Source organism: Rhodoferax sp. LB1P47 (assembly GCF_056521445.1).
In genome coordinates this window covers 527,038-538,507 of sequence record NZ_JBWMAU010000001.1, presented here as the reverse complement: position 1 = coordinate 538,507, position 11,470 = coordinate 527,038, and the positions used below count along the sequence as shown (strand labels likewise).

The window sequence follows — 11,470 nt, the reverse complement described above, 5'->3', positions numbered from 1 at the left end:
ATGGATAGTGCGTGGGTAGCTATGGAAAGCATAGTGTAAAGCCGGCCGGGTCTCTACCCCTAGCTGCTACACTTAAAGCACGTTATCAGGTGTCCTTTAGCCCTTGGGTTGGGGATTAAACGGGAAGTCGGTACGGAGCCGTTGCTTGCAACACACTCCCATCCCCACGCTGCCCCCGCAACGGTAAACGGGTCAAAGCGAGGCCACATATGCCACTGTGCAAGCGATTGCATGGGAAGGCCGCCTCGCAGAAAAGCCTCTGCTTTTCACCCGTGAGCCCGAAGACCGGCCTGACAACACTTTCCGTTTTCCATTCAATCCTAGATTAGGCGCGAAGCCGCTGACAGTGCTTTAGTACGGCAAGGCGAAGCAACGATATATCGGGTTGAATGGGGAACGGAAACAAGCGTGACTTTGCGGTGGGCAGAGACCAGCAGGTTGTTTCGCATTTCAGCCCTCTGCGCCTGCAATGCGTCCCGCCTTCTGATTCCTATCCCCCTTAGTCACACCGTTCCAACTGCCACGCGGCGGGCGTGTAGGGGTCTACCATTTACTATCAAATTTATAGCTACTCGCGCATATTAAATATGCGCTGGAGGGCTATTTGATGCCTAAAACTTGCGACGCGCTGCTGGTGTCTGCGCCTGCGTCTGGCCAGGGCAAAACCACGGTGACTGCCGCCCTGGCCGCCTGGCACGTCAGCCAGGGCCGCCGGGTGCGCGTGTTCAAAACCGGCCCCGACTTTCTGGACCCCATGATTCTGGAGCGCGCCAGCGGCCACCCCGTGTACCAGCTCGACCTGTGGATGGGCGGCGAGGCGCATTGCCGGGCGCTGTTGCATGCGGCGGCACAGCACGCCGATGTGATCCTGGTCGAAGGCGTGATGGGCTTGTTTGACGGCACGCCCAGCAGCGCCGACCTGGCCTACGCTTTGGGCCTGCCGGTGTTGGCGGTGATCGACGGTTCGGCCATGGCGCAAACCTTTGGTGCGGTGGCGCACGGCCTGTCCACCTTCCGCCCCGGCTTGACGTTCGCCGGGGTGCTGGCCAACCGTGTGGGTAGCGCCAGCCATGCGCAGATGCTCAAAGACAGCTTGCCCGCCAGTCTGCGCTGGTTTGGCGCCATGCCGCGCTCGGCCGAATTCGCGCTGCCCGAGCGGCACTTGGGCCTGGTGCAGGCTGCCGAAGTGGCGCAACTGGACGAGCGCATCGCCCTGGCGGCCCTTGCCATCGGCCCATCGGTGGAGGGCATGGCCAGCCCGGTGCAGTTTGAACCCAGCCCGGCGCAACCCATGCCGCCCCTGTTGGCCGGTGTGCGCATCGCCGTGGCGCGGGATGCCGCCTTTTCATTTTTGTACGCCGCCAACCTGGATACCCTGCGCGCGCTGGGGGCCGAGCTGGTGTTCTTCTCGCCCCTGGCCGATGCAGTCTTGCCCGATGCGCACAGCCTGTACCTGCCCGGCGGTTACCCCGAGCTGCATTTGGAAACCCTGCACGCCAACCAGCCCATGCGCGCCGCCATCCATGCCCACCACGCGGCGGCCAAACCCATCGTGGCCGAGTGTGGCGGCATGTTGGCGCTGCTGGACAGTCTGGCAGGCCACAACGGCATCCCCGTCCCCATGTGGGGCCTGTTGCCCGGCACAGCGGCGCTGCAAAAACGCTTCGTCAACCTGGGCATGCACGCCGTAGATTTGCCCGAGGGGCGGCTGTGCGGCCACAGCTTCCACCATGCGCGCATGGACACTGCGTTGCCCGCCACCGCCTTCACCGAACCGCAGCGCGAGCGCAGCCACCCCGAGCCGGTGTTCCGCAGCGGGCGGCTGCACGCATCCTTCATGCATATGTACTTTCCGTCCAACCCCCATGCCGTGGCCAAGCTGTTTGCGCCGGGCTGATTCACAAAGACATTCCCCATGGAAATCGAATCCCCACCGCTCTTGCGCGACACCCCCAAGCCCCAGGGCGAACGGCGCGGTCTGGTCATCGTCCACACCGGCACCGGCAAGGGCAAAAGTACAGCGGCCTTCGGTTTGGCCCTGCGTGCCCACGGCCGGGGCAAGGCGGTCAAGGTCTACCAGTTCATGAAAGTACCCACCGCGCGCTTTGGCGAGCACCGTTTGTTCGAGCAACTGGGCATCCCCATCGTCGGGCTGGGCGACGGCTTTAGCTGGAAAAGCCGCGACCTCGACCATTCCGCCGAGCTGGCCCAGGCCGGCTGGGCCCAGGCCGAGGCCACCGTGCGGGCAGGCGAACATTTCATGGTGGTGCTGGACGAAATCATGTACCCGCTGCGCTACGGCTGGATTGCGCTGGAGCCCGTGCTGGCCTGCCTGCGCGAACGCCCATCGCATGTGCACGTGGTGCTGACAGGCCGTGGCGCACCCGCCGAAATGGTCGAGCTGGCCGACACCGTGACCGAGATGACATTGATCAAACACCACTTCAAAGCCGGTGTCCCCGCCCAACGCGGCATCGAAGACTAAGGACCACAAAATGCAAACCAGAAAAATCCCCGCCACCATCGTCACCGGCTTCCTCGGCAGCGGCAAAACCACGCTCTTGCGCAACCTGCTGACCAACGCCCAAGGCCGCCGCATCGCCGTCATCGTCAACGAGTTTGGCGAGCTGGGCATTGACGGCGAACTGCTGCGCGGCTGCGGCATCGGCTGTGATGAGAATGGTGTCGAAAACGGCCAACTGTTCGAGCTGGCCAACGGCTGCCTGTGCTGCACCGTGCAGGAAGAATTTGCCCCGGTGATGGAGCTACTGGCCGCCCGCCGCGACCAGATCGACTATCTGGTGATCGAGACCTCCGGTCTGGCCCTGCCCAAGCCGCTGGTGCAGGCCTTCCAGTGGCCCGCGCTGCGCAACGCCTTTACCGTGGACGCGGTGATCACCGTGGTAGACGCGCCCGCCGTGGCGGCTGGCGACTTTGCCGATGACCCGGTGGCCGTGGACGCCCAGCGCCGCGCCGACGACAACCTGGACCACGATTCCCCCCTGCACGAACTGTTTGAAGACCAGCTGGCCACCGCCGATTTGGTGATCGTGCACAAGGTCGATGGCATGGATGCCGCCGCGCTGGAAGCCGTAGAAGCCGCCATCCGCGCCGAAGCGCCTGCTGGTGTGAAGCTGGTGCGCGCATCGCACGGCAATGTGCCGATGCATGTGCTTCTGGGCCTGGAGCGTGCGGTAGAGGACGTGATCGACACCCGCAAAACCCACCACGACGCGGAAGAAGACCACGACCACGATGCCTTCGACTCGGTGTCGATCGCGCTGATGGTGACCGACCGCGCCAAGCTGCTGGCTGCGCTGGCCGCCCTGGTGCAGCGCCACGAGATCTACCGCGTCAAAGGCTTTGTGGCCGTGCCGGGGGCTGCCATGCGCCTGGTGGTGCAGGGCGTGGGGCAGCGGTTTGACAGTTATTTCGACCGTGCTTGGCGTGCCAATGAGGCCCGCGTGACGCGGCTGGTGCTGATTGGCGACCACCTGGATGCGGGTGTGTTGCAGGCGGAGTTGCAGGCGGCTTTGGGCTGATGCACGCTGGCCTTGACTGTCCGTGGTGGTCGCTGGCCGACGGGGTACTCTGCTCCGCGACTGTCCTCCGCCCTGCGGGCTCCTCCTTGATGTCGCTGCGCAGAGCACCCCATCGACCAGCGCCTGGTGGCGGCTGGGCTTGATTTACTAGCGAACTAAAAACCCATGCATTTGCTCTCTACCCGACCTGGCGGCCATGTTGAAGACGATGGCCTGGGGGTGGTGCGCGTGGAGCAAACGCCGGGCGACATTGTGGTGCTTACCGTGGCGGACACCACGCTGTCTTTGTTGGCCGAAGTGGCCAGCGGCCTGCCGGATGACTTCCCCCGCGTGCGCCTGGCTAACCTGATGTGGCTGCGCCAGCCTGCGTCGATCGACATGTACATGATTGATGTGCTGCGCCACGCCAAGGCCATCGTCATCGAGCACCTGGGCAGCCCCAGCGATTGGGCCTACATCGTGGACCAGGTCTGCGAGTCTGCCCAAGTGCGTGGCCAGTGGCTGGTGATGGTGTCGGGCGAATGTGTGGAAGACGCGCAGCTCCTGCTGCGCAGCACCGCCACCAAAGACGACTGCACCCACCTGTGGCGCTGCCTGCGCGAAGGCGGGCGCGACAACGCCCAGAACTTTTTTCAGCTGATTGCCCACGCTGCTTTCGGCCAGGGCGAGCGCCCCTTGCCTGCTGCGGTGCTGCCCGCCGCCATGCCCTACGCCCCCGCCGTGCCCTTGGCCCCGTGGCGCGTTGGCGCACCTGTGGCCCTGCTGGTGTTTTACAAAGCGCATTTGCAGTCGGGCAACACGGCGGCGTTTGATGCCATGCTGGCCGCGCTGGCCGACGAGGGCCTCAACACCCTGGCCGTGGCGCTGGACTCGCTCAAGAACCCCGGCAGCATGGCGCTGCTGCAATCGTTGGCCCAAGAACACAAGGTGGACGTGGTGCTCAACGCCACCAGCTTTGCCGTGGGCGCGATGGATGGCAACGACGACGCTACCCAACCTGTGCTGTTGGCAGGCGACGCGCCGGTGTTACAGCTCATCACCGCCGGTTGCTCGCAAGAGCAGTGGCAGGCCGACCCCCACGGCCTCACCCCGCGCGACCTGGCCATGCAAATCGTGCTGCCCGAGGTGGACGGCCGCATTGGCACCCGGCCCATCAGCTTCAAGGGCCTGGCCTGGCGCTGCGAGCGCGCCGAGATCGACGTGGTGCGCTACCAGCCTGAACTGGAACGTATAGCCTTTGTGGCCGCTAGTGCACGTAAATGGTGCGCATTGCGCTATAAAAATAATAGCGATAAGCGCGTAGCCCTGGTGCTGGCCAATTACCCCAACGACGACTCCCGCCTCGCCAACGGCGTGGGCTTGGACACCCCCGCGTCCACGGTGGTCATCCTGCAAGCCTTGCAAGCCGCAGGCTATGCCACCGGCGATGTGCCAGAGCATGGCGATGCGCTGATGGCCGACCTGGTGCGCGGCATCACCAACAAGCTGGATGCCAACGACGACCGCCCCGCAGGCCAAAGCCTGTCGATGGCAGATTACCTGCAAGATTTCTCGGCCTTACCGCCCGAAAACCAAGCCGCCATCAACACCCTGTGGAGCCTGCCAGCGCAAGACCCGCTGGTGCGCGCAGGCCGCTTCATGGTGTCGGGCCAGCGCTACGGCAATGTGTTTGTGGGTAACCAGCCCGCACGCGGGCGCGACCTGGACCTGGTCGCCACCTACCACGATGCCGACCTGGTGCCCACCCACAACTACCTGGCGTTTTACTTTTGGCTGCGCCGCGCCTACGCGGTGGATGCGGTGGTGCATGTGGGCACACATGGCAACCTGGAATGGCTGCCCGGCAAAAGCGTGGCGCTGGGTGCCGCCTGCTGGCCCGATGCCATTCTGGGCCCGCTGCCGCACCTGTACCCCTTTATCGTCAACAACCCCGGTGAGGGCGCGCAGGCCAAGCGCCGCACCCAGGCCGTCATCATCGACCACCTGATGCCCGCCATGACCCGGGCCGAAACCTATGGCCCCTTGCAGCAACTTGAAGGCCGCATGGACGAGTATTACGAGGCGTTGTCGCTCGACCCGCGCCGCGCCAAACTGCTGCGCGCCAGCATTCTGGAGCAGGTGCTGGCAGACGGCTTGCACGCAGAACTCGGCTTCACTAAACCCACCGACGACGCGCAGCGCGAAGCCTTGTTGCAGCGCCTGGATGCCTACCTGTGCGAAATCAAAGAATCGCAAATCCGCGACGGCCTGCACATCTTTGGCCAGTCCCCCACCGGCCGCCAGCGGGTGGACACCCTGGTCGCCCTGGCCCGCTACCCCGGCGGCGCGGGTGCGGCGCAAGGCAGTCTGACGGTCGCCTTGGCGCACGATTTGGGCCTGCAAGATTTCGATGCCCTCAGCCCCGACTGGGCCGCCCCGTGGACCGGCGAGCGCCCGCAGGTTCTACAAGCCTTGAGCACCGACCCCTGGCGGCATGCGGGCCATACCCGTGAGCGGCTGGAACTACTGGCGGTGCAACTGGTGCAGGAGGCAACTTCCAGCCCCCACCCCAACCCTCCCCCGGAAGAGAAGGGAGAAATACCCGACCCCGCATTGCTCCCGCCCCCCACGGGGGAGGGCTGGGGTGGGGGCGGGCAGCCATTAGCAATGCTTAACTGGCCCCACACCGCCCAGGTGCTGGAGCGCCTGCGCACCACACTAGCCCCGCGTCTGGATGCCTGTGGCCCGAATGAAATCGGCCAGCTTCTGCGCGGCTTGGATGGGCGCTTTATCCCCCCCGGCCCCAGCGGCGCACCCTCACGCGGCAGGCCCGATGTGCTGCCCACCGGGCGCAATTTCTATTCGGTGGACACGCGCGCCATCCCCACCCAAACCGCCTACGCGATGGGCGCCAAGGGCGCAGACCGCGTGGTGGAGCGGCACTTGCAAGACCACGGCGCATACCCCGTAGCGATGGGCTTGTCGGTCTGGGGCACCAGCACCATGCGCACGGGTGGCGAAGATGTGGCCCAGGCCTTCTCGCTGCTGGGCGTGCGGCCCAAGTGGGCTGCGGGTAGCAACCGCGTGGTGGACATCGAAGTCATGCCCATGACCGTGCTAGGCCGCCCGCGCGTGGACGTGACGTTGCGTGTGTCTGGCTTCTTCCGCGATGCATTCCCCAATGTGATCGACCTGTTCGACACCGCCGTGCGCGCCGTGGCCGCTATCTCGTTTGAGGACGAGCCGGACGATGTCAACCCCATCCGCGCAAGGGTGCAGGCCGAGATGGCCGCCCAAACGGATGAACGCACCGCCACCTGGCGCGTGTTCGGCCCCCGGCCCGGAGGCTACGGTGCGGGCTTGCAGGCCAACATTGCCAGCGGCCAGTGGACCGAGCGCTCCGAGCTGGCCGAGTCCTATTTGCGCGCCGGGGCCTTCGCCTACGGCCAGGATGCCCACGGCACGGCCGCGCCCGAGGCGTTCGCCCAGCGTATCGCCGGGCTGGACGCAGTGCTGCACAACCAGGACAACCGCGAGCACGACATCCTCGATTCCGGCGATTACTACCAGTTCATGGGCGGCATGGCCGCAGCGGTAGAGCACCTGAGCGGCACGCCCGCCGCGCTGTACCACGGCGACTTCAGCGTGCCCGGTGCGCCGCGCATCCGCACGCTGGGCGAGGAGGTGGCCCGCGTGGTGCGCTCCCGCGCCGTCAATCCCAAGTGGCTGGACGGCATCAAACGCCACGGCTACAAGGGCGCGTTCGAGATCGCCGCTACCGTCGATTTTCTGTTCGCCTTTGATGCCACCACCGGCGTGGTGGGTGACCACCAGTACGCGCTGGTGGCCGATGCCTATGTGCACGACGCTGCCACCCGCGACTTTTTGCAGCAACACAACCCTGGGGCCCTGCGCAGCATCGGCGAGCGGCTGCTGGAAGCGATGGATCGCGGCCTGTGGGCCGAGCCGGGCGACCAGCGAGAACGCATAACAGACCACCTGCTGGCCTTGGAGCAAACCCTTGAGCAATGACGGCTTTCCCCGCACGTCTCCCTCCCCCGCCGGGGGAGGGCCGGGGAGGGGGCCGGAAGTCCTGCCTCACACATCTTCCAAAAAATAGAACCCAACCATGACCCCTGTGCACACCGCCACCCGCGTGGCATTCCCCTTCACCGCCCTGGTCGGCCAGCCGCTGTTACAGCGTGCCTTGCTGCTGGTCGCCATCGACCCGCGCATCGGCGGCGTGCTGGTCAGCGGCCCGCGCGGCACGGCCAAATCCACGGCAGCCCGGGCATTGGCGGCACTGCTGCCGGATGCGCCATTTGTGACCCTGCCGCTGGCGGCCAGCCTGGAGCAACTGGTGGGCACGTTGAATGTGGAGGCCGTGCTGCGTGAGGGCCAGCTGCGCCTGGCCCCGGGTCTGGTGGCGCGCGCCCACCACGGCGTGTTGTACGTGGACGAGGTCAACCTGCTACCCGATGCATTGGTAGACGCGCTGCTGGATGTCGCCGCCAGCGGGGTCAATACGGTAGAGCGCGACGGCATCTCGCAGCAGCACGCCGCGCGTTTCGCGCTGGTGGGCACGATGAACCCCGAAGAAGGCGAACTGCGGGCCCAACTGGTGGACCGCTTTGGCCTGTCGGTGCTGCTGGGCAACCCGCTGGACCCGCAGCAGCGGCTGGATATTTTGCGCACCCGCCTGGCCTTCGATGAAGACCCGCAGGCGCTGGTAGCAGCGCACGCTGCGCAGTTGGAAAAGTTGGCGGCCACCATCGCCGCCGCACAGGCTGCGTTGCCTAAATTGGCATGGCCAGATGCCGTGCTGCAACACGCCGCCGCACTCGCCCTGGCCGCAGGTGTCGATGGCATGCGTGCCGACCTGGTGATGCTGCGCGCCGCCCGCGCCCTGGCCGCCCTGGAGGGCCGCACGGCAGTCACCCCGCAAGACGTGGATGCCGTGGCCGAACTGGCACTGGCGCACCGCCGCACGGTGGAGCCATCGGCGAACGACAGCACGGGCCCACAGGCCGAAACGAAGCCACCATCCAACGCCACCCCACAGGGCGATGCAGGCGATTGGGGCGCATTGCCGCCCACCCCCACACCCACCACCCGGGTGCTATCCCCTGGAGCCTGGCCCGCAAAAAAAGCCTGAGCCACCGCATCCGCCAGCCGCCCCCATCGGCTGGCAGTGTGCGGTGGCGCAACCCCACCATGCAGACACCCCCCCTTCGACCCGCCGTCAAAACGCAAGGCGACAGCCCCGCGATTGCCTGGCTGCGCACCCTGCTGGCCAAAGGCCCGCGCAGCTTGCAGCGCGACCACCTGCGCTTCCAACCCCGTGCAGCGGCTATACCGCGCCTGCACCTGATCGTGCTGGACACCTCGGGCTCCATGCGCCAGGGTGGCCGTTTGGCACTGGCCAAAGGCCATGCAGCCCGTCTGGTCGAACTGGCCGCCCGCGCTGGCGACCACGTGGGCCTGCTGTGTTTTGGCGGCAGCGGTGTCGAACTGGTGCTGCCCCCCGGCCCGGCCCGCGCCGCCGGGGTGGCGCGGGTACGCCAATGCGGCGGCGGTGGCGGAACACCCCTGCGGCAGGCCTTGGCCGTGGCAAATACCTTGCTGGCCCAGGCCCGCAGGCGCGGTAGCAGTGGCCCCGCCTGGCTGTGGCTGCTCACCGATGGCCGCACGCTGGAGCAGCCCGCCGCACCCCAGGGCGCGGAGCACGCGGTGGTGATGGATTTCGACACCCGCTCGCCCGCATCCCGTGCCCAAGGCCGTTGCGCCGCCTGGGCCGCCCGCTGGGGTGCGGAGTACCGTTTAGCGGAATGACCGTTCATCATCATCTACACATTCAAGCTATGCAAACCTCAAATACACGACTGATCCCCGCATTACTCCCTCCCCCGCCGGGGGAGGGCCGGGGTGGGGGCCGGACCTCCTGCCTTACCCCCTCTCCCGCCGCGCGGGAGAAATACAGGGCCTGTGTGGGGGTGTTTCAGCCATGACCAACGCCACCCCCATAACCGAACTCATCATCTGCACCACCTGCCGCCCCCCGGGTGCATCGCGCGATCTGCCCGCTGCGGGCGAGGCGCTGCTAGAAGCCGTGCAAGTCGCCACCTGGGACCTGGACGATACCCAGCAAGCCCGCATCCGCGTGCGCGGCATGGCCTGCATGAGCGGCTGCGCCCGGGCCTGCACCATAGCCCTACAAGCACCGGGCAAATACACCTATTACTTCGGCGATCTGGTCGCCGATGACACCACCGCCGCCGAGGTACTGGCCTGCGCGCAGCTGCACGCGTACAGTGCGGACGGTAATCTGCTGCGCAAGGAGCGGCCCGAACGCCTGCGCAGCGGCATCCTGGCCCGCCTGCCGCCGCTGGGCCTTGCGTAAGTCCTGTTTTTTCACCCTGCATCCGTAGTCCCACGGCTGCATCTATTCTGTTTTTTTAAAAGGAGTTCCTCATGCATCCATCCACCACCACCGAACTGCCCCGCACCTCCAGCGCGGTACGCAGCCTCTTGTTGCAGCTCGCCGCCGGTGCCGCCCTCGGCATGGTCGTGCTGTACGGCGTGGCTTTTGCCGAAAGCCCGCTAGCCCACAACGCCGCGCACGACGTGCGCCACATCACGGTAAAACCGTGTCACTAGGCTTTGGCTCACCCCCAGGCTACACGCTTCGCGTTTCCGCCAACCCCCTTGCAGGGGGCAACACCAGCAGCCTGGCGGAGCCAGTTCTGCGGTGTCTCTGGGCGGCGTGCGTTCTGGCTGGTCGATGGGGGGCTTGCAAAACGGGTAAAAAACCTCTGGAGAACCTATGATTTTTCAACGCTTGATTTGGGCGGCGCTGGCCTCCGCCTTGGTGGTGGGCAGTGTGCAAACCGGCGTGCAGCGCTGGCAAGCCGCCCCGCTGATTCTGACCGCCGAGGTGTACGAGTCGCAAAAAGCCGAAGTCCCTGAACCGGTAGCTCCTGCCGCCCATGTGCATGCCGAAGCAGCAGCCCCGGCGCACGACCATGACCACGGCGCTGCCAGCGCATGGGAGCCCGAAAACGGCTTCGAGCGCATCGGCTGGACCTGGGTGGCCAACATCCTCCACGCCTTCAGCATGGCGCTGCTGGTGTTTGCGGTGATGGGCGTTTGCCTGTGGCGCGGCGCGGCCTTGCGTTCGCTGCCGCTGGCCCTGTGGACGGCGGCTGCCGGTTGGCTGGTGTTCCACTTCTGGCCGTCGCTGGGCCTGCATGCCGAGATTCCGGGCATGGACGCCGCCCGCCTGGGTTCGCGCCAGGGCTGGTGGCTGCTGGCCGCCGCCAGCGCTGCGCTAGCTTGTGCGTCGATCGCCGGTTTGCGCAGCCAGCTGCGCTGGGTGGCCGCTGCGGCCTGGCTGGCCTTGCCCTACGTGGTGGGCGCGCCGCACATCAGCGCCGACCCCCTGGCAGGCTTCGGCCCCGAGGCCCAAACCGCCTTGCGCCAACTAGGCACCCAGTTCATCTGGGCCACCACCTGGATCTCGCTGTCGTTCTGGGCGAGCATGGGCATCGTGGGCGGCCTGGCGTTCCAGCGCTGGGTGCGTCCCGGCTTGGTGGCGGTGTTGAAAGGTGCGGGTGAGGCCGATGCGGGGGCGGTAGGCGCAGCCCGGTAGGCGGGGTGTTGGTCATACCCAATTTGGGGTTGAACGTACCTAAATTGGGTTTTTAAGCCAAATCGGCCTCTTGCGCAGGTAGAACCTGCGCAAGTAGCTATATAAAAAATAGCAAATTCACCATGCCATCAGCACCTACCGCTACCCAGGAAGAACTGCGGGTGGCCTGCGTGGCCGAGCAGCCCGCTTCCCTTGCGCGCCAGCAACAGGCGGATGCGGCGGCCTTGGATTGGAATGCGGTGCATGCCGCCGTGGGTTCATTTGCAGACGGGCATTCCACTTTGTAGCCGCGTAGTTCGAT

At 66.1% G+C, this 11,470-nt stretch carries 10 protein-coding genes and 1 riboswitch; all 10 genes read left to right on the top strand.

What is annotated here, in order from left to right; genetic code table 11:
- The first annotated feature begins 70 nt into the window (after nucleotides 1–70).
- Nucleotides 71–308, top strand: a riboswitch (cobalamin riboswitch).
- Between the two features lie 299 nt (nucleotides 309–607).
- The 10 genes from AC0969_RS02640 to AC0969_RS02595 all read left to right on the top strand — a co-directional run bounded on the left by AC0969_RS02640 (nucleotide 608) and on the right by AC0969_RS02595 (nucleotide 11,456).
- Nucleotides 608–1,897 carry a cobyrinate a,c-diamide synthase gene (locus AC0969_RS02640; RefSeq protein WP_479622572.1) on the top strand — a complete coding sequence of 430 codons (1,290 nt, stop codon included), beginning with the start codon at nucleotides 608–610 and terminating at the stop codon, nucleotides 1,895–1,897.
- Between the two features lie 18 nt (nucleotides 1,898–1,915).
- The gene (cobO, locus tag AC0969_RS02635; RefSeq protein ID WP_479622571.1) at nucleotides 1,916–2,485 is read left to right on the top strand and encodes a cob(I)yrinic acid a,c-diamide adenosyltransferase; all 570 of its coding nucleotides are present in this window, start codon (nucleotides 1,916–1,918) and stop codon (nucleotides 2,483–2,485) included.
- Nucleotides 2,486–2,495: 10 nt separating this feature from the next.
- The gene (gene cobW, locus AC0969_RS02630; protein WP_479622570.1) at nucleotides 2,496–3,542 is read left to right on the top strand and encodes a cobalamin biosynthesis protein CobW; all 1,047 of its coding nucleotides are present in this window, start codon (nucleotides 2,496–2,498) and stop codon (nucleotides 3,540–3,542) included.
- Nucleotides 3,543–3,707: 165 nt separating this feature from the next.
- The gene (gene cobN / locus AC0969_RS02625; RefSeq protein WP_479622569.1) at nucleotides 3,708–7,553 is read left to right on the top strand and encodes a cobaltochelatase subunit CobN; all 3,846 of its coding nucleotides are present in this window, start codon (nucleotides 3,708–3,710) and stop codon (nucleotides 7,551–7,553) included.
- A gap of 97 nt (nucleotides 7,554–7,650) precedes the next feature.
- Nucleotides 7,651–8,676 (top strand): magnesium chelatase ATPase subunit I, encoded by a 1,026-nt coding sequence (locus tag AC0969_RS02620; RefSeq protein WP_479622568.1) that lies wholly within the window; start codon nucleotides 7,651–7,653, stop codon nucleotides 8,674–8,676.
- 59 nt (nucleotides 8,677–8,735) lie between these two features.
- A complete protein-coding gene (locus AC0969_RS02615; protein ID WP_479622567.1) occupies nucleotides 8,736–9,353 on the top strand; it encodes a vWA domain-containing protein in 618 nt (205 codons plus the stop codon).
- 172 nt (nucleotides 9,354–9,525) lie between these two features.
- Nucleotides 9,526–9,921, top strand: coding sequence for a DUF1636 family protein (locus AC0969_RS02610; protein WP_479622566.1), 396 nt, complete (start codon nucleotides 9,526–9,528; stop codon nucleotides 9,919–9,921).
- Between the two features lie 71 nt (nucleotides 9,922–9,992).
- Nucleotides 9,993–10,178, top strand: a complete 186-nt coding sequence (locus tag AC0969_RS02605) for a CbtB domain-containing protein (protein ID WP_479591342.1) — start codon at nucleotides 9,993–9,995, stop codon at nucleotides 10,176–10,178.
- A 166-nt stretch (nucleotides 10,179–10,344) separates the two neighbouring features.
- Entirely contained in the window at nucleotides 10,345–11,169 is an 825-nt protein-coding gene (locus tag AC0969_RS02600) for a CbtA family protein (protein WP_479622565.1), read from the top strand.
- Between the two features lie 122 nt (nucleotides 11,170–11,291).
- The gene (locus AC0969_RS02595; protein ID WP_479622564.1) at nucleotides 11,292–11,456 is read left to right on the top strand and encodes a hypothetical protein; all 165 of its coding nucleotides are present in this window, start codon (nucleotides 11,292–11,294) and stop codon (nucleotides 11,454–11,456) included.
- The last annotated feature ends 14 nt before the right edge of the window (nucleotides 11,457–11,470 follow it).

What these genes read in the sequence shown, in the direction of transcription:
- cobN (WP_479622569.1), top strand. Translation starts at nt 3,708, where the DNA reads ATGCATTTGCTCTCTACCCGACCTGGCGGCCATGTTGAAGACGATGGC.
- AC0969_RS02595 (WP_479622564.1), top strand. Translation starts at nt 11,292, where the DNA reads ATGCCATCAGCACCTACCGCTACCCAGGAAGAACTGCGGGTGGCCTGC.
- AC0969_RS02610 (WP_479622566.1), top strand. Translation starts at nt 9,526, where the DNA reads ATGACCAACGCCACCCCCATAACCGAACTCATCATCTGCACCACCTGC.
- AC0969_RS02600 (WP_479622565.1), top strand. Translation starts at nt 10,345, where the DNA reads ATGATTTTTCAACGCTTGATTTGGGCGGCGCTGGCCTCCGCCTTGGTG.
- cobO (WP_479622571.1), top strand. Translation starts at nt 1,916, where the DNA reads ATGGAAATCGAATCCCCACCGCTCTTGCGCGACACCCCCAAGCCCCAG.
- cobW (WP_479622570.1), top strand. Translation starts at nt 2,496, where the DNA reads ATGCAAACCAGAAAAATCCCCGCCACCATCGTCACCGGCTTCCTCGGC.
- AC0969_RS02615 (WP_479622567.1), top strand. Translation starts at nt 8,736, where the DNA reads ATGCAGACACCCCCCCTTCGACCCGCCGTCAAAACGCAAGGCGACAGC.
- AC0969_RS02640 (WP_479622572.1), top strand. Translation starts at nt 608, where the DNA reads ATGCCTAAAACTTGCGACGCGCTGCTGGTGTCTGCGCCTGCGTCTGGC.
- AC0969_RS02620 (WP_479622568.1), top strand. Translation starts at nt 7,651, where the DNA reads ATGACCCCTGTGCACACCGCCACCCGCGTGGCATTCCCCTTCACCGCC.
- AC0969_RS02605 (WP_479591342.1), top strand. Translation starts at nt 9,993, where the DNA reads ATGCATCCATCCACCACCACCGAACTGCCCCGCACCTCCAGCGCGGTA.